This window comes from Collinsella sp. AK_207A (assembly GCF_902501965.1).
Taxonomy (GTDB): Bacteria; Actinomycetota; Coriobacteriia; order Coriobacteriales; family Coriobacteriaceae; genus Collinsella.
Window position 1 is genome coordinate 13,424 of record NZ_CABWID010000022.1, and the last position, 23,842, is coordinate 37,265.

21 protein-coding genes are annotated in these 23,842 nt (G+C 60.1%); 8 read left to right on the forward strand and 13 right to left on the reverse strand.

Going from position 1 to position 23,842, the window contains the following annotated elements:
- Window positions 1-472: 472 nt before the first annotated feature.
- The 5 genes from GDJ97_RS08300 to GDJ97_RS08320 all read right to left on the reverse strand — a co-directional run bounded on the left by GDJ97_RS08300 (window position 473) and on the right by GDJ97_RS08320 (window position 7,090).
- Window positions 473-2,218 (reverse strand): ABC transporter ATP-binding protein, encoded by a 1,746-nt coding sequence (locus GDJ97_RS08300; RefSeq protein ID WP_152070826.1) that lies wholly within the window; start codon window positions 2,216-2,218, stop codon window positions 473-475.
- On the reverse strand, window positions 2,208-4,031 hold the full coding sequence (locus GDJ97_RS08305; protein ID WP_226808966.1) for an ABC transporter ATP-binding protein: 1,824 nt from the start codon (window positions 4,029-4,031) through the stop codon (window positions 2,208-2,210). Before GDJ97_RS08305 ends, GDJ97_RS08300 begins: the two co-directional genes overlap by 11 nt.
- A gap of 72 nt (window positions 4,032-4,103) precedes the next feature.
- The gene (locus tag GDJ97_RS08310; RefSeq protein WP_152070827.1) at window positions 4,104-4,727 is read right to left on the reverse strand and encodes an MptD family putative ECF transporter S component; all 624 of its coding nucleotides are present in this window, start codon (window positions 4,725-4,727) and stop codon (window positions 4,104-4,106) included.
- A gap of 18 nt (window positions 4,728-4,745) precedes the next feature.
- Window positions 4,746-6,317 carry an ABC transporter ATP-binding protein gene (locus GDJ97_RS08315; RefSeq protein ID WP_152070828.1) on the reverse strand — a complete coding sequence of 524 codons (1,572 nt, stop codon included), beginning with the start codon at window positions 6,315-6,317 and terminating at the stop codon, window positions 4,746-4,748.
- The gene (locus GDJ97_RS08320) at window positions 6,317-7,090 is read right to left on the reverse strand and encodes an energy-coupling factor transporter transmembrane component T (protein WP_152070829.1); all 774 of its coding nucleotides are present in this window, start codon (window positions 7,088-7,090) and stop codon (window positions 6,317-6,319) included. The genes GDJ97_RS08315 and GDJ97_RS08320 overlap by 1 nt, the downstream gene beginning before the upstream one ends.
- Before the next feature lie 180 nt (window positions 7,091-7,270).
- Here GDJ97_RS08320 and GDJ97_RS08325 point away from each other — a divergent pair, with 180 nt between their 5' ends.
- Window positions 7,271-8,242, forward strand: coding sequence for an AraC family transcriptional regulator (locus GDJ97_RS08325; RefSeq protein ID WP_152070830.1), 972 nt, complete (start codon window positions 7,271-7,273; stop codon window positions 8,240-8,242).
- A 93-nt stretch (window positions 8,243-8,335) separates the two neighbouring features.
- Here the strand turns inward: GDJ97_RS08325 and GDJ97_RS09900 are convergent, their stop codons facing one another.
- From GDJ97_RS09900 to GDJ97_RS08340, 3 genes are all read right to left on the reverse strand, one after another.
- Window positions 8,336-8,602: an Arm DNA-binding domain-containing protein gene (locus GDJ97_RS09900; protein WP_373422679.1), complete on the reverse strand. Its 267-nt coding sequence runs from the start codon at window positions 8,600-8,602 to the stop codon at window positions 8,336-8,338.
- An 82-nt stretch (window positions 8,603-8,684) separates the two neighbouring features.
- A complete protein-coding gene (locus GDJ97_RS08335) occupies window positions 8,685-9,854 on the reverse strand; it encodes an ATP-binding protein (RefSeq protein WP_152070831.1) in 1,170 nt (389 codons plus the stop codon).
- 728 nt (window positions 9,855-10,582) lie between these two features.
- Window positions 10,583-11,788, reverse strand: coding sequence for an ATP-binding protein (locus GDJ97_RS08340; protein WP_152070832.1), 1,206 nt, complete (start codon window positions 11,786-11,788; stop codon window positions 10,583-10,585).
- A 271-nt stretch (window positions 11,789-12,059) separates the two neighbouring features.
- Between GDJ97_RS08340 and GDJ97_RS08350 the strand changes: the two genes are divergently transcribed.
- Both GDJ97_RS08350 and GDJ97_RS08355 read left to right on the forward strand, forming a co-directional pair.
- On the forward strand, window positions 12,060-12,479 hold the full coding sequence (locus tag GDJ97_RS08350; RefSeq protein ID WP_152070834.1) for a YjdF family protein: 420 nt from the start codon (window positions 12,060-12,062) through the stop codon (window positions 12,477-12,479).
- 213 nt (window positions 12,480-12,692) lie between these two features.
- Window positions 12,693-12,884, forward strand: coding sequence for a DUF6019 family protein (locus GDJ97_RS08355; RefSeq protein ID WP_152070835.1), 192 nt, complete (start codon window positions 12,693-12,695; stop codon window positions 12,882-12,884).
- 410 nt (window positions 12,885-13,294) lie between these two features.
- Here GDJ97_RS08355 and GDJ97_RS08360 read toward each other — a convergent pair whose 3' ends face one another.
- Window positions 13,295-15,442 carry a YecA family protein gene (locus GDJ97_RS08360; RefSeq protein ID WP_193221372.1) on the reverse strand — a complete coding sequence of 716 codons (2,148 nt, stop codon included), beginning with the start codon at window positions 15,440-15,442 and terminating at the stop codon, window positions 13,295-13,297.
- Between the two features lie 875 nt (window positions 15,443-16,317).
- Window positions 16,318-16,422, reverse strand: a complete 105-nt coding sequence (locus GDJ97_RS09610) for a TetR/AcrR family transcriptional regulator (protein ID WP_226808968.1) — start codon at window positions 16,420-16,422, stop codon at window positions 16,318-16,320.
- 123 nt (window positions 16,423-16,545) lie between these two features.
- On the opposite strand from GDJ97_RS09610, the gene GDJ97_RS08370 reads away from it, so the two are divergent.
- Genes GDJ97_RS08370 through GDJ97_RS08390 form a run of 5 tightly spaced genes read left to right on the forward strand, consistent with a single transcriptional unit; the run spans window position 16,546 to window position 21,483 of the window.
- Window positions 16,546-17,274 carry a lantibiotic protection ABC transporter ATP-binding protein gene (locus GDJ97_RS08370; protein ID WP_152070837.1) on the forward strand — a complete coding sequence of 243 codons (729 nt, stop codon included), beginning with the start codon at window positions 16,546-16,548 and terminating at the stop codon, window positions 17,272-17,274.
- Entirely contained in the window at window positions 17,271-18,041 is a 771-nt protein-coding gene (locus tag GDJ97_RS08375) for a hypothetical protein (RefSeq protein WP_152070838.1), read from the forward strand. The genes GDJ97_RS08370 and GDJ97_RS08375 overlap by 4 nt, the downstream gene beginning before the upstream one ends.
- The gene (locus tag GDJ97_RS08380; protein ID WP_152070839.1) at window positions 18,041-19,249 is read left to right on the forward strand and encodes a hypothetical protein; all 1,209 of its coding nucleotides are present in this window, start codon (window positions 18,041-18,043) and stop codon (window positions 19,247-19,249) included. Before GDJ97_RS08375 ends, GDJ97_RS08380 begins: the two co-directional genes overlap by 1 nt.
- 45 nt (window positions 19,250-19,294) lie before the next feature.
- The gene (locus GDJ97_RS08385; RefSeq protein ID WP_152070840.1) at window positions 19,295-19,957 is read left to right on the forward strand and encodes a response regulator transcription factor; all 663 of its coding nucleotides are present in this window, start codon (window positions 19,295-19,297) and stop codon (window positions 19,955-19,957) included.
- Window positions 19,945-21,483, forward strand: a complete 1,539-nt coding sequence (locus tag GDJ97_RS08390; RefSeq protein WP_152070841.1) for a sensor histidine kinase KdpD — start codon at window positions 19,945-19,947, stop codon at window positions 21,481-21,483. The genes GDJ97_RS08385 and GDJ97_RS08390 overlap by 13 nt, the downstream gene beginning before the upstream one ends.
- On the opposite strand, the gene GDJ97_RS09680 is transcribed toward GDJ97_RS08390, so the two are convergent.
- From GDJ97_RS09680 to GDJ97_RS08400, 3 genes are all read right to left on the reverse strand, one after another.
- Complete coding sequence (locus GDJ97_RS09680) at window positions 21,461-21,583, reverse strand: hypothetical protein (protein ID WP_255445812.1); 123 nt, start codon at window positions 21,581-21,583, stop codon at window positions 21,461-21,463. The two genes, GDJ97_RS08390 and GDJ97_RS09680, sit on opposite strands and share 23 nt — an antisense overlap.
- A 168-nt stretch (window positions 21,584-21,751) precedes the next feature.
- Window positions 21,752-22,387, reverse strand: a complete 636-nt coding sequence (locus tag GDJ97_RS08395; RefSeq protein ID WP_152070842.1) for a GyrI-like domain-containing protein — start codon at window positions 22,385-22,387, stop codon at window positions 21,752-21,754.
- 264 nt (window positions 22,388-22,651) lie between these two features.
- Window positions 22,652-23,149, reverse strand: a complete 498-nt coding sequence (locus GDJ97_RS08400) for a hypothetical protein (protein ID WP_152070843.1) — start codon at window positions 23,147-23,149, stop codon at window positions 22,652-22,654.
- Between the last annotated feature and the right edge of the window lie 693 nt (window positions 23,150-23,842).

The window sequence follows — 23,842 nt, forward strand, 5'->3', positions numbered from 1 at the left end:
CGCCAGGAGGGTGCAGGGAGTGGCCGCGCTCGGGACACTTCTCGGGGCGCGTCATGCCCGAGCTCTCCGACGAGTCGGGCGCGCGGCAGGCCGCGGCGCCCACCGGAGAGCAGCTCGCGGCCTTCCGGCTCGTGGCCAGGGGGCCATCGAGGCGAGCCTCGAGCTTGCGGACGAGCTGGAAGCGGCGTGGCATCACAGGATGATCGAGGATTCGGGGCGATGGCCCGACCGGCGGACTGGCCGCTACACCAACTTTCTCGACACTACCTCCCGCTCCTTGATTCACTTCTTTTGATGTTCAGGTAACGGGGTCCTTTGCAGTTTTGGGGCGCAGTTCACGCACGGTCGGCTCCCGTGGTTTCAAGAGGCAAAACATATCGCTAGCAAAACTTCCTCTGCACCACTGGCTCGCAGATATGCCAGGCGGGGCTTCGGTACATACTCGTCTGCCCCGCCTGGCATCGCCTTTGCGTTAGAGCGCCCACACCTCGCTTTCGCGCTGTAACTCCAACATACGGCGGTATCTACCATCGGGCTTCTCACGCAGCTCTGCCGGGCTTCCCTGCTCCACCACACAACCGCCTTCGAGCACCACGATCTTGTCGGCATTGTCAACCGTGCGCATGCGATGAGCGATAACGAGGACCGTCTTGCCTTGAAGCAGTTCAGAAAGAGCAGCTTGCACGTATGTCTCGTTTTCCACGTCAAGTGAGGCCGTCGCTTCATCGAGCAGCACGATCGGAGCGTCTTTCAGCAGGGCACGCGCAATCGAGATACGCTGGCGTTCACCACCGGAAAGCCTGCTGCCGTTTTCCCCGATCATCGTGTCGTAGCCGTTGGGCAAACGCTCCACGAACTCGTCGCAGCGCGCCGCCCTCGCCGCAGCGAGGACCTCCTCGTTCGTGGCATCCTTCTTCCCGAGGCGAATGTTCTCACGCACGGTGTCGTCAAAGAGCACCACGTCCTGGAACACCTCGGAGAATGCAGAAAGCAGCGTTTCCGGATCGACAGCAGAGACGTCAACGCCGCCCACGAAGATCGCGCCAGAGCTTACGTCCCAAAAACGTGAAGCGAGCTTGACAGCCGTGCTCTTGCCCGAACCGGACGCGCCCACAAGCGCTGTCACCTGCCCTTCCCGCGCCTTGAACGATACGCCGCTCAAGACGTCCTCGCCGTCGGCGTATGCGAAGCCCACGTCTTCGAAGACCACGTCATAGCCCTGAGGCTCGAACGAGATGCTACCCGTCTGGACCGGCTCGTTCTCGATGGTGCGCATGCGCTCCAGGCTTAAACTCATGTCCATCAGCTCGGCCACAGCCTGCAAAACAACGTTGATGGGATCGTAGACCCTCGTCACCGCCAACAGGTATACAAAGAACACGAGAAAGTCGACTTGCCCCGTCACGAGCAGCATCGTCCCCACCACGATGACGGATGCGATTCCCAGACGCAGAAAGCCTTGGGCAGAGCATACCGCCACACCCATAGCCAGCTCGGCATCGATCTTCTCTCTCTCGAAACGATCGATGCGGCAATCAAGCTCGCCCTGGAATACGCCCACCTTATTGAGCGAACGTATCTCACGATGGCATTCAAGGTATTCCTGCAGCGCATCGGCGAATGAAAGGGACGCCGCGTTCTTCTTCGCAGTATGCGACTTCTGGATATGCGCGGTCAAAAGCAACACCACAAGCGCCACGGGGATGGGCCAGAGCGCAGATGCCGCCAGTCTCCAGTCGAACGCGAACATCATGACAGCGAACACCAGCGTCGAAGCGCCCATACCGAAAATTTGCGGCATAGTGTGCGAGAACAGGCGCTCCTGATCGGAGCAATCCTTCATGATAACGCTTGTCAAGTCGGCCAAATCGCGCTTCCCGAAAAACGAGAGCGGAAGCAGGCGCAAACGCTCGGCGATGGAGATGCGCTTGCGGGCGCTTTCTTGGTACACCACCGTGTACGTCGCGCGATATTCCCACATCTGCGTGACGAACATCACAACAAGTGCCGCCACAATGCCCGCTACGTAGAGCGCCATGCCCGGCAGGCCAACTGAAGGGTTGTCCAAGTACCTGATGAAATCGCTTGCGACGAAGTACAGCACCACGATGGGCAGCATCAGCATTAGGTTCGCCAACGCACAGAACCCAGCACCGCGTATAAAATCCTTCATGCCTTGATCGGTCAAGGCAAAAGCATCTTGAATCCTACGCCACATGGCTGTCACCCCCTTCAATCCTCCACGTCGCGCTCGTTCGGTAATCTCGCCACATGCGCGCATACAGTCCGCCTTGCGCGACAAGCTCCTCATGGGCGCCCTGCTCCACGACAGAACCATGGTCGATGACGAAGATACGATCCGCATTCACGACGGTTGACAGACGGTGCGCAATCATAAGCACCGTCTTGTCTTTGCAAAGCGTTGCAAGAGCGGCCTGGATCAGTGCTTCGTTTTCGGGGTCGGCAAACGCCGTTGCCTCGTCGAGAACCACGATTGGGGCTCCCTTCAGAATGGCACGCGCAAGCGCGATGCGCTGACGCTCTCCCCCGGAAAGGTACACGCTAGCTTTTCCTATCACGGTGTTCACGCCATCGGGGAACTTGGCAATGATGTCATCGCACTGGGCCGCATGAAGAGCCGCGAGCACCTCGGCATCGCTCGCATCGGGGCGGCCCGCACGTACGTTGTCCGCCAAGCTTCGCTTGAACAGCCGATCGTCTTGGAACACGAAAGAAACGGCACCCATCAATTCCTCGGCAGGAATGCGTCGCACATCCGCCCCGCCCACCAAAACGGAACCCTCATCTGCGTCCCAAAAGCGCGGGACGAGCGATGCGAGCGTCGACTTGCCTCCGCCCGACGGCCCGACAAGAGCCACCGTCGCCCCAGCGGGAACAGAAATCGATACGTTGCGAAGCGCCGGTTCCCTGGAACCGGGGTACGTGAAGCTGACACCCGAAAGCTCGATGCTCGCCTCCTTCGGATGGAGAGCTTTGCCAGGCTCCACCTCGGCGATGGGAGCAACTTCCATGATCGTGTTCATCCGCCGCAGCGCGTCTTCGGCGATCATGACCGCCTCCGACGAATACATGACCTTCGACATCATCGTCGTCGTCATCGCCGAGAAGAACGCATAGAACAGGAAGTCGATCAGAAACGCCGGGAAATCAGGCGCGACGGCGGCAAGCGCAATGCCCGCAGGTACGAGCACCGCAAAGGTCGAGTTGATCGCAACCAGCTGCACGACTTGGGGTCGTCGGCAATACTCGGTATAATTCGTCGCCATGTCGCGATAGCTGATGATCGCCTCATGGAATGCCCTGAACGAAAGCACCGTCTGCTGGAATATCTTTACCACGGGTATGCCTCGAACGTATTCGGTTGCCGCAGCGCTCATGCGCATGAGAGCCGCCTGGTAAAGCTCCATGAAATGGCGGCCGCCCTTCGCGTCCTCGCGGCCCATCATCCACCACATCGCGGCGAAGGAAACGGCGATGGGGACAAGGCACAGAAGCCCCATCCTCCAGTCGAACAGGAACGCCACGACGAAGAAGATCACCGGGGTGGCGAAAGAGCCGACGAAATCGGGCAGCTTATGGGCGATAAGGTCTTCTGTCTGGCCTGCACACCCGTCGATCACGCGGCGCATCTCCCCTGACGAGTGCACGCTGAAATATCCCATTGGGATCCGCGCCACGTGGCGAACCATCGCTTTGCGCATATTTGCCGCAATACGGAAGGCCGCAAGATGCGAAGCCATGAGCGCACCAAAATACACGATAATGCCCAACACGGCGAAAACCACGGCAAGCACAGCCCACATTGCGGCAGATGACGCTTCTGCCCAGTTCGGGTACACCGAGATCAAGTCGCGGACCACGAACCATACGCAAACAAGCGGCATCACGGTGAGCACGGCGTTTAGGATCGAAAGACAGCATCCTACATACGCCAAAACCCGCCGCTTGCCAGCAAACCCCAACAGCTCGAGAATCGCGTTTTTCTTCTTGGCAGGACCTTCTTTCCCCACGCCCTTTCCTACTTCTGTCGTTAGAGTACCGTCTTCCCGAGTCATTGCCATATTTACCTCCCGGCCGTTAACCTACATGCCAAGCTTGGCAAAGTGCTTCGAGAACACCTTGGTACCGATGAATCCGCCGACGAGGCCGCCAGCGATGGTGGCAGCGCCGGTAACGACGCCCATTGGGCTTAGAATCGAGTTAACGAGCGCCTGTCCGTACTCGAGGGTCATGCCAGCTTGAACGCACATCTCGGCATACGCCTCGCCCATCATAAGGATGAGGGAGATCTGCCCCAGCCAGAAGCAGAACGTGAACGCGGCAAAGGCGCAGATAAGCTTGGTCTTGGTGCGCTTCTGCGGATCGCCTGCGATAAGGTCTGCCACGATACCGCCCACAACAATGCCGACAGGACCGCTCCAGAACATGCCCATCAGAAGGCCGACCGCACCAACGATGACGCCCATGATGGCGATTGCGCCACGCTTCGGCACGCGATAGGCCAGGTACATGAACACGGTACCGGCGAACAATGCGCCTACCGTGTGAGTAAACCAGCACAGGTTGGCATTCGCGCTGAAGATGATCGAGAACACCATGAACACCAGGAACAAAAGGATGCCGAACACGGCGATAAAGACGAAGTCTTTCGGGTTCAAGCCATTACGTTCCTTGGCGGCAGAACCGATCGTTGCTTTACTTGTCATTGTGAAACCTTTCTCTTGTTACTGTATTGCTGCAAACCCGAAATTGAGCTTCAACTTCGGAAGTGTTGCCTTGTTTAAGGGGAAGCGCTCGGCGATGCGCCCGTCTTCGACCAGGGCTATCTCATCGCATGCCGAGCAGAGGAATTCATAGTCGTGCGAGACAACGCAGACAGCGATGCCCGCATCGCGCATGCGCGCGATCTGGGCATCTATTCGACGCATGTTGCGATAATCCAAGCCACTCGTAGGCTCGTCGAGAATCATCGCGCGGGCACTCGAAAGCAAGCCGGCAGCGATGGAGAGCCGCTGGCGTTCCCCGCCTGAAAGGGAGAGCGGGTGCCTGTCGGCAAGACCCTCGAGGGCAAGCGCAGCCTTTATTGCTGCAATCCGGTCCTTATCATCTAGGCTGTCTTCCGCGCCATCCGAAGAGCACGCGCTTGCGAGCTCATCGTCGACCGTGCTGCTGAACAACTGGTATCCCGGTTCTTGCATAACCAGGTACACGCGCCCCGCCCGTTTCCTTGCGCGGAGCGGCATGCCGTCGACCTCGATCACCCCCGCCTTTTCCTTGAGAAGGCCGGCCATGCACCGGGCAAACGTCGTTTTCCCGGCCCCGTTGTGCCCCACAATGCCGACGACACTCCCCGGAAGGAGGCAGAAATCGAGACCGTTCAAGACTGCAGGCGCACCGCGGTAGCCAGCAACTACGCCGCCCATGCGTACGATGGCTTTTCCGTAAGAAGGTGATCTGGAGGCAGTCGATGCGACCGCATCGCCCAAGGGCGACACTGCCGCAGCAGAGTCGATTTCAGCAAGAGAGGCGGCGCGCAGCCCCATATCGGCTCTCGTTTCAAACGGCATGGCAAGGAACTCTGCCGCCGCCCAGTCTCCTATAACCGAACCATCGCCTATAACCACATAGCGGTCTGCAATACCATCAAGCCACCACAGGCGATGCTCGGAGATAAGCACGGTCTTCCCCTGACTCTTCAGAAGCGCAACCGTGCGCGCAAGATTCCGCATCGCATGCACATCGAGCGACGCGGTTGGCTCATCAAGCACGAAGACGTCAGGATGCACCGCATAGGCCGATGCCAGGATAACCGACTGCTTCTGCCCGCCGGAAAGCGCCTCGGTACCGCGCCCGAGCAGACCCTCAATACCGAGCGTTGCCGCTGCCTGCGCCACACGTTCGACCATTTCCTCGCGATCGATTCCGAAGTTCTCGCATCCGAAGGCGATCTCCGAGGTCACGTCGAGATTGACGAACTGGCTACGCGGGTTTTGGAACACCGATCCGACATGCGCGGAAAGCTCGCCCATCGTCCATGCGGAAACGGGTTTTCCCGAAACGAGCACCTCGCCTTGAAGGTCCCCTTCGTACATAAGAGGAATGAGCGCATTAACGAGGCGCGTAAGCGTTGTCTTGCCACATCCCGACTGCCCGGTCACAACAACGCATTGACCGCGAGGGATCTTCAGCGAAACGTCACGAAGCGATGGACGGGAAGCGCCTTTGTAGCAAAACGTGCATCCATCGAGCTCGATGGCATAGGGCGAAGCCTTCGCCGCGGCGGCATTTTCCGTCATCAGAGCACCCCCGCTCTGAAGCAAACGGAAAGTGCAAGGAGCACCATCGCAGCGATGAGACACGCAACATCGATAGCTCGCAGCCTTAAGTGGTAATACGAGGTGCGGTGCGTACTCGCCCCCACGCCGCGGACGACGACCGCGTTCCCCAGTTCGTCGGCGATCTGGCCCAAACGCGCGATCACGGGCACAAGGAAATGTTCGGCGGTCCTCGCGGGATGGCGCACGACCGACTTCGGCGTAAGTGCGATACCGCGCGTCTTCATAGCATCGGCGACAGCGCAGAATTCGCGTCCCATGGTGGGAAGGAAACGAAATGCCACGCACACAGCCACCGACACGTTCACAGGAACATGCATCGCCTGCAGCGCAGAAGCGAGCTCACCAAGACGCGTGGTTGCGATCATATTGAAAGCGAACATAAAGGCGGGCAGAACATGACGATACATTAGAAGCGACGCCGCAAAGGGCGAAAGCAAAGTGTTCCCACTCGCCACGAACAGCTGCGCCGTTACGGCGAACAGCACGTAGAAGGCAAGCCAACGCACAATCGCGAAGAAGCGGCGGCAATATGCCATCACGACAACGGTAAGCGCCAAAACGCCCATCTCGGCAAACAGGCTTTGCGTAAGCGCCATCTGCACGTTGATTGCCACCAGCACCGCAAGCGACGCGCGCGGGTCGAGATGGCGCGGCGCGGCGTTGGCAGACGTCGAAGGCCGCGTCTGTGCTACCGCGCTCAAGGGCAAAGGCGTACCTATCAAAAGAGCCATGTGATTTTTGTCTCTCTTCCTAATAGTTAGCCATGGATAACTCTTTCATATATAATAAGACTCGATGAGGCGAATCGAAGGACGGAACGACAGAATGGGAACTGCACCGAATTGAATTCAAGTTCTACCGAAAAATCAAACGGGAGCTACGCCACGGGACTGAGAAACCCGCTTTACGACATGTTCGTCACGCAGCTCTCCCAGTTGCACACTGTATGCGCGGAGGAAGCGCTCGCACGCGGATTCGGACAGGCCAACCTGGTGCGAAGCGTCGGCGAGACATGGTTCGTCGACCCTCGATACGGCAGGGGCTCTTATTGGTTCTACCTCATGGACCGTGACACCATCGTCGTGTCGATGGACATCACATACGAACGCGCCGTGGAGGCAGTCATAGAGACTATTCCCTATCTGGGGTTCGGCCTCTATGAACATGCGATGCCCATGTATTGCTCGCCTGAGTGTGCCGGATCAAACTGCAAGCTCATAGGGCACGACTGGGATGGCGGCCTCCACATAAGCTCGTTCGAACCCGGCAAGCGACTGTCATCGGCGTCGATCACCATAGCCCCTGAAGCAATACGCCGCTATGCGGATGCCTTGCACTGCAATGAAAAGAAACTACGCTGTGCCATCGGGCGGCTCACCACGTCGGACGGCGTGCCCGGCTTGCCCTTGGCGCTTCGAGGGCTCGACATCACCTACCCCGCCGCATCGGTCGCCGATTCGTATTATCACGCCAAGGCGATTGAATGCTTCGCGCTGCTGGCAAGCAGCATTCCCGAAAGGGTCACGGCAGCCGACGCCGTACGCATAAGCGACAGAGAATGCGTCGAGGGCATCTGTTCCTACATCGACGGCAACCTATCGTCCGATCTCAGCACGAAAACGCTGTGCGACATCGCCCATGTAAGCGAGGGAAAGATGATATCGGCATTTCGCAATGTGCAGGGAGACACCCCACAAAGCTACATCCGCGCACAGCGTCTGGAGTACGGTCGGCGCCTCCTCCTTGATGGAAGCCACAAAATCAGCGAAATCGCCAAAAGCGCGGGCTACCGCAACCAAGGAGCGTTCGCTGACGCATTCAAGCGTGCCTACGGCACGACGCCACGCACCTATCGCAAAAGACTACGAATCGAATTGGAGTAGCATCGGGCGATGCCCACCTCATTACTGTCCGAGATAAGCCATCGATGAACTTCGGTGGCGATCATTCGGCGCACGGCCTACAGTTTGGCCAAACTACGAGGGGCCGCCGATTGGCCTGACGGCTTCCTCCCAAGCCCGCGCCTCTTCCGCCGTCGCGAACCCGCGCTTGCATTTGTGCACTTCGTTGCCGAACAGAAGCCTACAGCGCCATCGCTGGCAAAAAAGCCGATGGGGACAACCGAAACGAAATAGACCTGAAAGGACTTGGATTGAATCAAGAAAATCGATAAGTCCAATCTCGCTGGCTCTGAAACGGCCTCGTGCCTTGCCGTCTTCAGCACGAGGAGTAAGTAGCGAGATCGCAGGTGAAAGGAAGTAAAACGACTAAGAAACAGCCCTCCTCTCCCAGCTAGGTGAGTTATCAAAGGGAGGCATTGCCCTCCTAGAATGCCCTCCCTTCCTGCATGAACTCGGGGATGTTGGCATGAATGATGCCATCCCTTTGCTGGATGGGGTCGCTTCGCGTCAACAGGTACTTGGGATAGTCGTCCTTAATCTGAGTGAAGGGCCGGTATTCGCGCTCCTCCGTTGCCCGGTCGGCCATGATGGTCATGGCGACCTGGACGTATGCATAGCCCATCTCGGGGTTCCTGAGGATGAAATCGCATTCCAGCTTGCCGACGCGTCCGACGCTGACCTTGCAACCCTGCGCGAGCGCGTAGCGATAGACGATGTTCTCCAGCACGGGCCCGTAGTCGATGCGGTCGTCGGTGTTGAGGGCGAAGTGGAAGCCCAGGTCCGCCAGGTAGTACTTCTGCTCGCCCCGCAGCGACTTCCGCGACCTCAGGTCGAAGCGGGCGCACCTGCTGACGATCTTCGCGTCCTCGAGGATCTGGAGGTATCGCGCGAGCGTCCCGCGCTTGACCTTCACGCCCTGCCTGCTCTCGAGGTCCGATTGGATGTTCGCAAGCGACGTGGTGGCGCCGAAGTTGTTGATGACGTAGTCGCGCACCTGGTTGAACACGGAGACGTTCTTGATCTTCACGCGCCTGCGGATGTCCTTCTCGAAGATCTCCTGGATTACCGCCGCGACGTAGACGCGCTTGTCGGCGAGCCGCGGGTAATCCATCGCTTTCGGGAAGCCGCCCTCGAGGATGTAGGCGTCGAACTCCGCGACCGGGTTCGGGTTCACGGGCAGTCCCAAGAAGCGCTTCATCTGGCAACACTCGCCGAAGTCCAGCGTCTGCATCTCGAACTCGATGCAGCGCCCGGTTAGCTTCGTGGCCAGCTCGCCCGAGAGCAGGTAGGAGTTTGAGCCGATGATGAAGATGGAGAAGCCGCCTTCGGTGCGAAGCCCGTTGAGCACGTCTTCGAAGCCCCCGACGTTTTGCACCTCGTCGATGAAGAGGTACTTCGTGCCCGAGACAGCGAGCAGGGGCCCGACGAGGGCCTCGAGCTGTCCCGGGGTCTTGACTGACCGGTACCCGTATCGGTCGAGGCCGAAAAAGACGATGCGCTCGTCATCGACGCCTTCGGCCCTCAGCTCTTCGGCGATGCACTGCATGAGGCGGGACTTGCCGCCCCGGCGGACGCCGGTGATGACCTTGATCATCCCGTCGTCGTGGTAGAAGCCGCGAATCTTCTTCAGGTAGTTCTCTCTTGGGGAACAAACGCATACCGGCTCCAATCTTCATTGGGGCCGGTATATCGAATCACGGGTTTATTGGTGCATTCATTATCGACTAAACGATTTATGCCCCCATAACTAAGGAATTACTTATTCCCACTCGATGGCGTTGATTCTGCCGTCCCGTCATTCCAGTTGCATCCAGTTTTCGGCGCCGTCTCAAGCCGAGTGCCGCCAGATGACACCATGTCGTGTTTTGTCGGCCTCGGGGACAAAAGCTGGGACAACTTAATTACTTTTTTCAAACTCAGGACGTTGAGTTTTTGTTTTTGTCCCAAAGCGCGTGGCAGATGGCCCCCACAAACTCAATAGCACCGAAAACGCCCGTTCTGAAACTCAAGTGCCTTTTCGCGTGCGAGCCGCCAGCTACAATAGGAAGCGAATCAACGCAGGTGGCTCGCGCACCGTTTGCATAACCCCAGGTCGCTGGTCTTCGCCATCGGTGGGCAAAGTGAGTAGTCTCAGGTGGCTTGCCCATGAGTTGGCGAACAGGTTGGGGCTTCGTTGTTGGCGCGATCGCTTCGTGCGCACTCGAAAGGCCTGTTTAACAAAAAACTAATCGGATGCGACTGGCCGCCCATACGGGGACGGCTTTTCTCGTGCGGGCACGAACGGCCCCGCGTGCCCTGTCGAGCGATATCCCCATATGACGCTCAGAGCCCCTGCTCGCCGAGCAGCCACCTCGCGAGGTCCAGCACGAGAACGCCCTCCCGGGTATAGGGCTCGTGCCTCGTGCGGGCGATAAGAACCTTCGGGAACGCGTCCCTGACGGACAGCAGCGGCGCGAGCTCCCTCTCGAGCGTCGATTCGGAGCTGATGTCGTCGCTCACCTGGATGTAGACGAGCTCCGACCCCCTCTTCGCGACGAAGTCGACCTCCTTTTGGTACAGCTTCCCGACGTAGGTCTCGTAGCCTCGCCTCATCAGCTCCAGGAAGACCGCGTTCTCGTACATGCGGCCCCAGTCCATGTCGCGCGTCCCCAGGACCGCATAGCGCATTCCCGAGTCGCATACGTAATGCTTCGCCTGCGTGCTCAGGTACCTCCTCCCCTTGATGTCGTAGCGCCTCGCCTCATAGAAGACGAAGGCGTCGCGGAGGTAGGAGATGTAGCGCCCGACGGTGACGTGGTTGGTGGGAACCCTGTTGGCGTCGAGGACGTTTGCGATGTTGTTGGGCGAGTTGAGGTTGCCGGAGTTGTCCATCATGTACTCGGCCAGCCTCTCCAGCACGGTGGAGTCGGGCAGCGAGAACTTCTGGACGAGGTCGCGCGTGAGGATGGTCTTGTAGACGTCGCGGATGTAGCCGTACGACTCCGAGATGTCATCGTAATCGTAGGACCCGGCGAGCCCGCCGCGCCTGATGAACCCGTCGAAGTCGTCGTCGACGGCTCCTTGCCCGCCGAAGTAGGAGCGGTATTCGCCGAAGCTGAAAGGGAGGATGTGAACCTCCCTGTGGCGCCCTGTGAACAGCGTCGCCAGGTCCGAACTCAGGAGGAACGCATTCGATCCCGTGAGGTAGATATCCCATCCGCCGCGTGCGTGAATGCTGTTAATTGCCTTCTCGAAGCCCTCGCACAGCTGCACCTCGTCGATGAAGAGGCGGTTGCAGGCGCCCTCTTTGTGCCGTTCCATGATTTCGCGATGCAGCGCGTGGTACTCGAGCAGCGGCTCGTTGTCGAGGTCCAGCAGGTCGATGTAGACGTTGTTTGAGGACGGGTCCTCCCGCGCGACGGAGGCGCAGAACGCCTTCATGAGCTCGGACTTGCCGGAGCGGCGCATCCCCGTGATCACCTTGATGTCCCGGGTGCCCTCGAGCGCCCAAAGCCGCTCCATGTACGTATTGCGGTCTACCCAAGCCATCATCCGCTCCTTATCGGTTTCGAAACTCGAATTATTTTAAAGTTTCGAAACTGAGAAGGCAATATACACAAGGATGCATCAAGGAGCGAATCCCAGCCACGTCATGTCGGCAGCGATGAAGGGCACGTCCGCGCGTGCTACAATGCGGGCACCAGAGATGAAAACACAGTCCCCGTCGGGTAGTCGTGGGCGTGCGGGAATCCGCATCAGTAACCTGCCTCCTTGGTTGTCCCTTCTCTGCATGGTCATCTACATAAAGGAGGAGCCAACCATGCAGATCAGCGTGTCGTCCACCCTGACCGTATATCACGACGGCCAATTCTGGGTCGGGCTGGCGGAGCGCGTCGAGGGCGGAAGGTACGGCGCCGCCCGCATCGTCTTCGGCGCAGAACCGTCCAATGAGGAGATCCTGCGATTCGTTACAAGCAAATGGGCGAAGCTCCCGTTCTTCGGTGGCAAACCGGCTGAGGCAAGCAAGCCCGCGAAGAACCCCAAGCGACGCGCTCGCGAGGCGGCGAAAACCCTCAAGCAGCCGGCAATGAGCACAAAGGCGCAGCAGGCGCTCGCGAGTCAGCGGGAGGCAATGAAACGGGAGTCGGTCCGCGCAAGAAGCCAACGTCGCGCGGACGAGGCGGAGGCGCGCTTCGAGCAGCGGAAGCTGAGACGCAAGCAGAAGCATCGCGGGCATTGATCGCCATCTGCAGGATGCTCTATACAGAAGCGATGTCATTTTCACTTGAAAACCGATACCGCTATCTATTGCGCCGTTCGTCAGCGGCGCATCCTCGCTTTCAACACAACTGCTCAAAGATGACGACCGCAATTGTCCTAGACAGCGCTGCAGGCCCAAGTCATAATTCGAGTACAAAATCGAGCTACAAATCGGAATAATGAGGATTGAATCATGTGGGATGAATTAGGCATAAGCGCAGGAACGGCAGTCCTTATTTTGATTTCGCTGTATTTCGTTATCAAATGGGCAGTGAAGAATGGCATAAAAGAAGCCTACGGTGCCATCACTGGCAAGAAAGCCGATGAAGACATCCGAAACGAAATAGACCTAAAAGGACTTGGATTGGATCAAGAGGATCGATAAATCCAGTTTCGCCGTCTCCGAAACGGCCTCGTTTCGTCCTCGGGAGCAATAAACGCTTGTTCATTCATTTGGGTTAAATCGTTATTTCCGTTCCTCCGACTATCTCCCTGTACTTTGCCGCCTCAAGAAACATGGAATAGAGTACAAAATCAAAGGTGAAAAGGAGCAAACAACAAAGAAATAATCTCTGCTCCGACGTGGAACGGATGCTAGATCGTTGTTTTACTCACCGCTATCGCTGACAGCTTTACCATGGGTTCTCGTACGAAAGAAAGCCTAACGGTACTCAAAAGTGCAGCTCAAATCCTTATCGGCTTACCCTTGCCTTTCGCGTCGATTCGTTTATGCACCGTCGTTTGATGTAGCCTGGTGGCAAATTTAAACGTATTCTGCTGTCAGGCTTTCAGGGTTTAAGAACTAATTAAATTGCTCTGTCCATGGCACTTTTTGTACTTCCTTCCACTCCCACAAGGGCAGGGTTGATTCCTTCCTATTTTTCCATGCTCCCTCTTGTATTTGACAACCCTAAAATCACCCATTTGCTCACCGCGGCTTTTCAATTCATCAATTCGACTCGGCGGGATTTGGTCAATGTCGATTGAACGAGCATTAACACTTTGTAGAACGTAATTCGCATCGAATCGAAAGGACAGCATCATTCGATCCTTCTCGCCATTTGCGAGAAGGATCGAAGCGGCATAATCGAACATCTCTTGATCCGTCTGTGCATCATGCAACTCATCTTGAAGAACAAAGTAAGTCATACGAATCGAGTCTCCCTTGCCCGAAAACGAGAGAGCACACTGTCTACCGGTTCTCGCCTGCTGTTTTAAAACCTTATCTATGTCATCTGAAAGCTGCTGACGAGCATCACTGGAGAAGTCCAGCAAATATGAAGATATGCTGACAGCTTGGGAATTGTTGGATTTGAATAATACGTCGATAATTTCGCGGAAACGCTTCGGCATGTTTTGCCGAGGTTTCTCGAGTTGCGGCAAAGGTGTATCAACCCTCTCGAAATAACTATCCAGATCTTCCCTATAGCCCGTTATGCATAGAATCTCCCCTTTAGGGGCGTTGTCAATCTCGAGGGAATAACAGTTGTGGGCAATATACATGCCGAGATGGTCAAACTCGTCGTTAAGGGCAATTCTTTCGTTAAGAGATGCCATCTCCCTTTGTTTGAGAAAATGCAGGAATTCAAGAGGATTATCGAAGTACTCTCTGTAGGTCATTAGGTCATCAATGGCAATGCAAGACACACCCTCCCTCAATTTTAAGAATCCGAGTTTTTCGGCGCGCGCTGCATAAGTGTTGATGTTCTCCATCGTCACCGAAAGGCAGAAAATTCTATTGATATTTGAGATATTGAGAGCCGCTTTCGGCAGCATGCCCTGATCATACAGAAGCAATTCCGCACCAGAATCTCTAATGTAGTCCTTCATATGCGCACATTGGCTATTTGATTTCTGTATCAGCTCTTTGTAGCGTTTAATGTGCGAATCGAAATCAGACACTGGTGGAGCGTCGGTAAAGCGGCCCGCTTTGACCTCAACTACCAAAAGCGCATCTCTGTAAATGACCAGAAGATCATTCTCATTTCGATGTTTCTTGCTTCCGTAGTAATTATCGGCATATGAAATGCATCCAGGAAGCATTTCCTTGAAAACGGATTCGACCATGCTTTCGCTGGCTTCTTTTTGCCTTTGCTGCCACTGCTCTGAATAGCCAGGATCGAGACGCAGAATCGCTTTCTGGACTGCTCTATAAAAGATATCAGTAAGCGAGTAGTAGTCGAAGCAATAAGTTTCCCCGTTTAGCGTGATGAAAGGCCTGTCGACAATGGGAAGCGTGACGATGGGCCAGTATCGCATCTCTCCTTCTTCGAAGAAGGAGGCCTCACCAGGAGCGAACGACAAGGCGTCCATAAACGTCTTTGGCCAGTTGGTTATTCTACCTACATTGAAATGATGCACGGAGCACGCTTCAAGGAACGCTTCCTCAGCCGCCCGTAAATCCTTCTCTGGAATTATCGAAAAGTCAGCCTCGTCAGCAGAACCGGCTTTTTCAAAGAGCTCCCTCAAAGCGGCCAAGCCCTCAAGTCTTCCGTTCGACAAAGCCTTTTCGAGCCTTTCATATCCGTCAATCACAGCATTTGCGGAAACTCCAAACAGCTTTTGGAATTCGCTGTCGTGAACGAGCACGAGTGGTTGAATATAATCAAGTTGGAGAAAGCGGTATCGATTCCCTCTAACCATGTGCATCATTTGGGCTTCAAAGACCAGACAGCTAGTTTCGCTGTCGTCCTCGATCACCAAACTTCGAAACATCAAATACTGCGTCGCTTTTTCAAATAGCATTTCCTGATCGTGCAAGTATTGGTGGGCAAGCCGCTCGATATCTTCGTCCGTGACATGAAGACAAATCGTGTTGTTCGTTGAAGCGATAAGACTTTGCAAGTATTCGACAGGGCGGGACGGCAAGCCACCTTGCTTATAGAAAAGAATGTCGCCTTCGGGAGAGGGATTGCTGAAATTCGAAATATCGGTAACGGCCATCAGCAGAATTTCTTGCTGGTCGATCTGGATATAGTTCCTGATCGACTCGATGCATTCTCTGATTTCCTTAGCAAGGCATTCCATTTTAGTCGGCGCAATGGCCTTCAATTCGTTATTTATCTAACTCACTCCTCGCAATGCTATTGATTTTCTTCTTGAAATTGTATGTCGTCGTAGCTGCCCCTGGAATTAGAGCTTTCCGTCGATATCGGTCCAGATATAGTAATGGGCGCGGCTTCGGAAGAAACCGCGCCCATTAGCAGGTATTATATCATATGGTCGAACGTCTGTTCTACTCCCACTCTTTCACGCTCGTTTGTCGTGGTGCCATTCCAATTGGGTCTAGTTTGGTTGTCGGTTTTGTCCACCTTGCCGCCGAATCCCTCCGTGTGTCCTCGCGTAGGCGTTTGGGACAAACCCTGGGACAAATTCGCAAACTATTTCGAAACCGCAAGCCCGCAGTTTCATTTTTGTCCCGGGGACAAAAACGGGTTGGTTTTGAGGCCCTGAAATGTCCGATATGAACGCCAAAACAGCCGACTATCATCTTCGACACCCGTTTGGCATAGTGAATCGTAGCCAGTGGCTTTAACGTCTTGCATTTCCGCAGGTCATGAGGGATGCACAAGAGCGATGACCGGAAGAATCGTCGCGGGTGGCTTTGTTTTCGCCCTTATGAACCGGCTCTAAGCGCCTTAGGAACCGAGCGGGAAATCCGAGCTAGAGGATCCCAATCGTCGCCTTATTTCAGGCTGATTGCAACCGGCTGTTCGCCTTCCCACGCCAATGGCGTGCAGACATCTTCGATATTCTTGCTCGTTATGGCAAAAATCACGTCTCCAGGGTTTGCCTTTTTCGATTTAGCGTATTGCTCTTCAGATCATCGTGGTGTGCTCGTAGCCGCGCTCCACGAGGAGCCGCTCGGCAACGTCGAGGATCTTCTCGACGTTGCCGAGCGGGTCGAGAAGGGCTGGCGCCAAAAGAGCCCAACGGCCGTTACGGCTTCGTTAGAAACGCGCCCCACCATGGATGGTGAACCCGAAAGGTGAGGCGCGCGGGCACGGCGACTCGGCCCGCGCGCCCGGCGGAGAAAGGACGACCCCATGGGTTACATGCTCGAGACGCGCGGGCTCACCAAGCGCTTCGGCCGCGGCGACCAGGCGCAGGACGCCGTGGCCGACGTGAGCCTTCATATCCGCGAGGGCGAGGTGTACGGGCTGCTCGGCCCCAACGGCGCCGGCAAGTCGACAACGCTCAAGATGATCTGCGGGATGCTGCGGCCGACGGCCGGGGAGATCCTCTTTGCCGGGCACGCCTGGCGCCGCGAGGACCTCTACGCAATCGGCAGCCTCATCGAGGAGGCGCCGCTCTACCCCAACCTCACCGCGCGCGAGAACCTGCGCGTGCGCACCACGCTGCTGGGCCTTCCCGAGAGCCGCGTACATGAGGTGCTCGCCGCCGTGGGCCTCGCGGACACCGGGAAGAAGCGCGCCGGGCGCTTCTCGATGGGCATGCGGCAGCGCCTGGGGCTCGCGCTGGCGCTGATCGCCCGGCCACGCCTGCTCGTGCTCGACGAGCCCACCAACGGCCTCGACCCCATCGGCATCGAGGAGCTGCGCGACCAGATCCGCGGCTTCGCGGCGGCGGGCACGACGGTGCTCGTCTCGAGCCACATCCTCTCAGAGGTGCAGCAGATGGCGGACACCATCGGCATCATCTACCGGGGGCGTCTCGCCTACGAGGATGCGCTTCGGCCCGGGCAGGACCTCGAGGAACTCTTCATGAGCGTCTGCCGGGAGGGGCGACGAGCGCGCGGGGAGGTGGCGGCATGACGGGCGAGAAAGGCGGCCTGCTCGCGGGCCTGCGCGCCGAGGTCCTGAAGTCGCGCCACGCGGCACCGGTTCGCCTGACCGTGCTCATGGCGCTGCCGATGTCGCTGCTCGGCGCGATGCCCTACCGGGGCGCGCAGTCCTTCAGCGCGTGGAACTACTGGTACGCGCTCTTCCTGCCCGTGGCTCTCTCGCTCGTGGTGGCGTGCGTCGCGCGGGCGGACGCGCGCACGCGGATGCGGGGGCTTCTGGGCCTGGGCTTCCCGCTCGGGCGCGCCTGGTGGGCCAAGGCGCTCTGGTGCCTCGCGCTCTGCACGCTCTCGAACCTCGTGGTCTTTGGCATCTACCTCGCGGGATCAGCGTTCTCCTCGCAAGGCCTCACGGCCGCGGGCGCGCTCACGATGCTCCTCTGCGCGCTCGTCAACACGGTGACCGCGGCGTGGATGATCCCCGCAGGGCTCTTCCTCACAGCGCGGCTCGGCATGCTCGCGGGCATCTTCTGCCCGCTCGCCGCTCAGCTCGTGGGTGGGTTCGCCTGGTCGCTGGTGCCGCTGCCGCAGCTCTTTCCGCCGTCGGCGAGCATGGTCATCCCCACGAGCTTCATCCCCGTGCTGCCGAGCGGCGAGCCACTCGCGGCGGACATGGCGCTCGGCGGGGCGCTCGCGGCGGACGGCATGCTCACACGGGCGGGCCTTGCGGTCTGCGCGCTCGCGTTCGCCGCGCTCACGGCGGCGGGCGCGGCCTGGTTCGCACGCTCCGAGGAGAGGTGATGGCCATGACACGACTCTCCGGCCCGATGCCGCGCATGACTCTCTCGCGGGCCCTGCTCTCCGAGGTCCTGCGCCTGGCGCGCTCCCCGCTCGCGACGGTGCACCTCGTCTGCGGCCTGGCAGCCGGTCTTGCCTGCGGCGAGTACTTCTCTGTAACCCGATGGGACCCGGCGCTGGGCGCGGACGCCTACGCCCAGTTCCTCGGCGCCCTCATGCCGCTCATGTCCGCCATCGTCTGCAGGCTCGCTGTGGACGAGGAGCGCGCTGCCGGGCGCCTCGCCAACCTCACGGCGGTCCCCTCGCGCGGGCGCGCCGTCGCGGCGAAGCTGCTCGCCCTTGCGGCGCTCGGCGCGGGCGCGCTGGCCGTGGCGCTCGGCGTGTTCGGGGCCGTGCTCGCCGTCGCCGGGCGACTGCCGCTCGGACCCGCCCCGCTTGCGGCCGCCTGGGCGGGCATCGTGCTGGGCAGCCTGCCCCTCTACGCGCTGGGGCTCGGCGTGGCCCTGCGCCTCGGCCGCAACGCCGCCATCGGCGCTGGCGCGGCGGGGATGCTCCTCGCGTTCTTCTCAGTGGGCGGACTTGCGCACGGCCTCATGACCGGCGAGCTCACCGGTGCCCTGGAGACGCCCCTGAGCTGGGTGCCGCTCGCCTGCCCGCGCGCCTGGGGTCGCTCGGGGTGGAGGCCTTCATCGACGCCGCACGCGCGGCGGGGGCCCTCCTCACGACTGCGCTCGCCGGCCTCGTGCTCACCCTGGCAGCCGCCGCCGTCCTTCTCGCCTGGTTCTGCCGCTTCGAGGACGGGAGGGCAGATGCGTAGGAAGCCGCTCGCCGCCGTGCTCGCCCTCCTCTCCGCGGCGCTCGTCCTGGGCGGGAATACCCTGCTCGACGCCGGCTGGGGGTCGGCACTGCGCTCGGTCGCCGACCGCGTGCTGCCCAACCCAGAGATCGCCATGTGGGCACCCGCGCCCGAGCCCGGCAGCCACGCGAGCTCCTACGCCGACGCCACTGGGGCGGGGGCGAACTACGTCTACCTGGTGGACGCGGCGGACGACAGAGGCAATGTCCGAGAGCTCCAGCTCATCTTCTTCGGGCGGGAGTCGGACGGCGAGGGCTGGCTCGAGATCGAGGCACGCGGCGGCTCGGGCGTGCGCTACCGCGCGTGCGACGCGGCCGAGGCGCCCGCGGCTGCGCGCGGGGCCCTGGACCGCTGAGCGCGGCGCCGGCACAATGCCGACGAGAGTTTCAGGAGGCCGAACATGGCGAGGATACTGGCAGTGGATGATGAGCGGGCGATCCTCGACGCGCTCGCGCGCGTCCTCGGCCGCGACGGCCATGAGGTCGTCAAGGCAGCGGACCCGACGACGGTCCCGGGGATGGACCTCTCGCGCTTCGACCTCGTGCTCTGCGACGTCATGATGCCGGGGCTCGACGGCTTCGAGCTCGTGCGGCAGATCCGCCCGGACTTCGACGGGCCCATTATCTTCCTGACCGCGCGCGTGGCCGAGGAGGACGCCGTGGCCGGCTACGGCCTGGGCGCCGACGACTACGTCCGCAAGCCCTTCGGGGCCGCGGAGCTGCGCGCCAAGGTCGCGGCCCATCTACGCCGTGAGCGCCGGCCGCGCTCGCACGCCCTCTCCTTCGGGGAGGTGCGGATCGACCTCGGGGCGCGCGGCCTCGCCGTGGGCGGCGAGACCGTGCCGCTCACGCCCACTGAGTACGCCATCTGCGAGCACCTCGCCCGCCACCCCGGGCAGGTCATGAGCCGCGCGCAGATCCGCGAGGCGGTGCTCGGCTGGGAGAGCGACGCCGACGACGCGGCCATATCCATGCAAGTCAGCCGCGCCCAGAGGAAACTCTCCGAGGCCGGCGCCGACCCGATCGCGACCGTCTGGGGGATGGGGTACAAGTGGCAGCTCTGAGGACCGGGGCGCGAGGTCGCGGGGGCATGCCGCTCTCCTTCGTCATCGCGCGCTACTTCGCCTACGCGTTCGCGGCGGTCGCCACGGCGTGGCTCGCCTCGTTCATGGCGCTCTCCGCGGCGATCAACGCGGGCTTCGTCTACGAGGCAAGCTGGGGGCCGGCCAAAGCGCGCGAGGTCGCGGAGGGCCTGGCACGCGACGGCGTCTGCGGGCAGCAGGACGTGCCGACGGCGTACCGCTACCTCATCCTGGACAAGGACGGATACGTGCTGATGACAGACTTCGAGGGCACGCGGCTCGAGGGCGCGGCAAAAATGGCCCGTGCGGCACTCGCCGCGGATCCGGGCACAGTGGAGATCGAGGGCGGGGGCTCGGGCCTCACCTACGCCGCGTTCCCGCTCGAGGGCGGCGGGGCCTGCGCACTCGTCAGCGAGTACCTGCCGCAGTGGGTCTCGCGCGACCTCGCCGGCCTGCTTCCCAACCCGCAGAACCTCATGCTCGCCGGCGCCGCAGGGGGAAGCGCGCTCGCGCTCGCGCTCGTGGCTCGCCGCGCGAGCCGCGTGATCTCGCGCAAGATGGCACCGCTCGCGGAGGCGGCGGGGCGCGTCGGCGCGGGGGAGCTCGACTTCGCGGTCGGCAGCACCAACGTGCGCGAGGTGAACGACGTGCTCGCCGCGATGGACGCCATGCGGGCCTCCCTCGCCGAGTCGCTCGAGGCCCGCTGGGCCGCGGAGCGGGGGCAGCGCGAGCAGGTGGCGTCGCTCGCCCACGACCTCAAGACGCCGCTCACCGTGCTTCGCGCCAACGCCGACTTCGTGGCGGAGGAGCTGGAAGACGAGAAAGACGCCGACCTCGCGGCCGCCGCGCGCGACATAGCTGGCAGTGTCGAAAGGCTCGACGGCTACGTGCGCCTGCTCATCAAGGCCTCGCGCGGGTCCGGCGGGGCGGAGAGGGCCCCCATGCGGCCGGCCGAGCTCTGCGAGCAGGTCCTCGCCGAGGCCGCCCAGATCGCCCGGGCGCGAGGCGTGACGCTCGACGCGGCCACGGGCCCCGCTGTCGCGGGCGCGCCCGAGGCCCCGCTCGACCGAACCACCCTGGCGCGAGCCGCCGCGAACCTCGTGGCCAACGCCGCCGAGCACGCGCGCTCGCGCGTGGCGGTCTCCTGCGACGTCGCGGGCGGCCACCTCGTCATCGAGGTGTCCGACGACGGACCGGGCTTCTCTCCCGCCGCCCTCGAACGCGGCTGCGAGCGCCTCTTCACAGACGACTCCTCCCGCTCCTCGCGCGACGGAGGCCGCCACTACGGGCTCGGCCTCCACGCCGCCTCCGAGGCCGCGAGCGCCCACGGGGGCTCCGTCTCGCTCGCCAACAGCCCCTCGGGCGGCGCGGTGGCCACCATCGCGGTCCCCCTGTGGGGGCCTGACGACTCAGGCCCCGCACACCGGCGTGGCTCGCAACCAAACGCTTCCCGGATAATACTGCCCGTTGCGGGGATCGCCCTGGCTAGTCGCCGCCCATGTGCATGAGCATGTCGGCGATGCGAGTCGCCATCTCGTCCGCCGCTGGACGGACGTTGGCGACCCAGGACGCAAGGCCGGCCTGATCGGATGCCTCCGCCTCAAGCACGTCGCAGCTCGCGGTCACCGCCATAAGCGGGGTGACGAGGTCGTGCGAGGCGGTGCAAACGAACGCCCCCCCGCCTCGGCCTCCGCCACCGGTCGCAGGGCGTGTCCCGCTGCCGCCCACGCCGCGGCGAGCCCCCAAAAGCCGAAGCGCGCGGCGCCACTCGCTTCGCTACATCGACTTTATGGGATGACGGATCACGGTCTTGAGCTTCTCCGGTGCGCACTTGCGCGGGTCGGAGAGATAGATCTCGTGATGCAGGCGGGCTTCGGAGAGGTCGGGGGCGTAGCCCCGTTCCGCCGCGAATGTGCGCATGGCGTCTATGGTCGCCGGCTCGTCGTCGTAAGGCCCGGTATGCATGCACTGAACGCAAAGGCCCTCGTCGACCCTCAGCAGCTCGACCGCCGAGAAGTCCAGCTTCTTCTTGGCGGCAGCTTCCGAAACTGCCCAGTCGAAGTCCTCGCGAGTGACGAAGTCGGGCAGGCGGATGCACGAGATGAAGTTGAAGTCATCCTTCCGCGCATAATCAATCTCGCCATCGGTGCGGTCCTGCCACCAGAAGCCCTCGAGCGGAGGCACGACGAAGTCGAAATAGCCCTCGATTTCCCGCGGGCCCTTCTTCGACATCTTGATGGCATATGCGACGCCGTAGAGCAGCGGCAACGCGTTCTGGTACTCGCCGCCTTCGGCATTGGGATCGCCCTTGCCCCGCACGGCGACGTAGCTCATAGGCGGAACGGTTACGACGCTCGGCTTGCCGGACGGCCTGTAGAGCTCCCTGAACTCCTTCTTGAAATCGTATGCCATCGCAACAAACCTCCCTGAGCTTGGGTTTCCGCTGATATCCGAACAATTATAGCAACGGGCGCCGCTTTGGAAGAAACCTCCCGTTGGCAGGTATTGTAACATAGAATCGAACGCGTGTTCTATTCCCATGCGATGACCCCTGGCGTCTTGGACGCGATGTCGTAGCACGCCGTAGACGCTGTTGGTGATGGCTATGCACGGGCACGGGCGCGCCGCCGCACTTCACAGCTTGTTTCTCAAGTATTCGGGGCGCACACGCGGCGTTCAAAAATGCGAAGCGACTCCGCATAGCTCGAGACTGAGCCGAGACGCCCTACTTCCCGCCCTCCAGCAGCCCCACGATGCGGTCGATGTCGACGGCGAAACGAGGCCTCCCTCGCGCTCGTAGCGGTCGAGGTACGCCTGGCACTCGGAGACGATGCGCTTGGTGTTGCCGTCGATGATGCGCTGGAGCGTCTCGTAGTAGGCCGAGCCCTCGGTCCTGAAGCGGCGCTGGCAGGCCTTGGTTATGGGGAACATCTTGACGTAGTGGATGCCGTGGCGGCAGCCGGGGCGCGTCGCGGGGCGGGGCGGTAGCGCGAAGTACTGGTCTTTGGGCACGTTGGGGGCGATGTTGGAGCGCAGCGGCACGGCGAAGTCCCTGCGCTTTCCGCGGAAACGCAGCCTCACCACCACGATGCAGGGGCGATTGTGCTTGAGCATGAGTTCGCGGTCGCCCTCGACGAGGCTGAAGAAGTCCTGGGAGATGGATACGATCTTCACCGGTTCGCCCCCTTCATACGAAGCGGGGCCCGCATCGCTGCGGGCCCCTACAGGTGGGCGATACTCTACGCCTTGCGGCACCCCGTCGCCCACGGAGGTTAAACGTACACGTAAACCGCACTCTAAAAGCCGCGACTTCCGGTGGTTAGTTTATACCACGAAATCTCGCCTTCGATGCGCATAGCTCACAAAATAACACTTGCTGGGCCGTCACCCCCCGGCCGTTACCCTCCAATCTTCATTGGAGCCAGCAGATCAATTCATATAGTTATGGGGGTTTATCCTAAAGTAAATCAAATTTATACGCCCATAACTAAAGAATTTCCTATTCCCACTCAATAGTTAGAAACTCTCTCCAGTTTGGGCTGGTTTGTCGCAGTTTGCTCCAATTTGTCCTATTTACACCTAGTCTCAAAATTGACGAAATTCCATGGGGTCAAATCTGGGTCACGGTTGTCCGAGTCATTCGAAGCATTTTTGTGAGTCACGGCAAGCTGCGAGCAGTACCGAATAGTCGCACGGGCACTATATATCAAGGGAGGGCAAGGTAGAGAAGCTCTACAAACCCTTAAAAGATCCTCCCTTCCTGCATGAACTCGAGGATGTTGGCATGGATGGATGCCGCCAAAACTTCTGTGCATCCGTTATCCAGCACTTGCCTCTTCTGAAAACTAAGATCAGCCGTTGCAATGA

Coding starts and splice junctions, on each gene's coding strand:
- GDJ97_RS08300 (WP_152070826.1), bottom strand. CDS start 2,218: ATGTGGCGTAGGATTCAAGATGCTTTTGCCTTGACCGATCAAGGCATG.
- GDJ97_RS08310 (WP_152070827.1), bottom strand. CDS start 4,727: ATGACAAGTAAAGCAACGATCGGTTCTGCCGCCAAGGAACGTAATGGC.
- GDJ97_RS08315 (WP_152070828.1), bottom strand. CDS start 6,317: ATGACGGAAAATGCCGCCGCGGCGAAGGCTTCGCCCTATGCCATCGAG.
- GDJ97_RS08320 (WP_152070829.1), bottom strand. CDS start 7,090: ATGGCTCTTTTGATAGGTACGCCTTTGCCCTTGAGCGCGGTAGCACAG.
- GDJ97_RS08325 (WP_152070830.1), top strand. CDS start 7,271: ATGTTCGTCACGCAGCTCTCCCAGTTGCACACTGTATGCGCGGAGGAA.
- GDJ97_RS08335 (WP_152070831.1), bottom strand. CDS start 9,854: ATGATCAAGGTCATCACCGGCGTCCGCCGGGGCGGCAAGTCCCGCCTC.
- GDJ97_RS08340 (WP_152070832.1), bottom strand. CDS start 11,788: ATGGCTTGGGTAGACCGCAATACGTACATGGAGCGGCTTTGGGCGCTC.
- GDJ97_RS08350 (WP_152070834.1), top strand. CDS start 12,060: ATGCAGATCAGCGTGTCGTCCACCCTGACCGTATATCACGACGGCCAA.
- GDJ97_RS08355 (WP_152070835.1), top strand. CDS start 12,693: ATGTGGGATGAATTAGGCATAAGCGCAGGAACGGCAGTCCTTATTTTG.
- GDJ97_RS08360 (WP_193221372.1), bottom strand. CDS start 15,442: ATGGCCGTTACCGATATTTCGAATTTCAGCAATCCCTCTCCCGAAGGC.
- GDJ97_RS08370 (WP_152070837.1), top strand. CDS start 16,546: ATGGGTTACATGCTCGAGACGCGCGGGCTCACCAAGCGCTTCGGCCGC.
- GDJ97_RS08375 (WP_152070838.1), top strand. CDS start 17,271: ATGACGGGCGAGAAAGGCGGCCTGCTCGCGGGCCTGCGCGCCGAGGTC.
- GDJ97_RS08380 (WP_152070839.1), top strand. CDS start 18,041: ATGGCCATGACACGACTCTCCGGCCCGATGCCGCGCATGACTCTCTCG.
- GDJ97_RS08385 (WP_152070840.1), top strand. CDS start 19,295: ATGGCGAGGATACTGGCAGTGGATGATGAGCGGGCGATCCTCGACGCG.
- GDJ97_RS08395 (WP_152070842.1), bottom strand. CDS start 22,387: ATGGCATACGATTTCAAGAAGGAGTTCAGGGAGCTCTACAGGCCGTCC.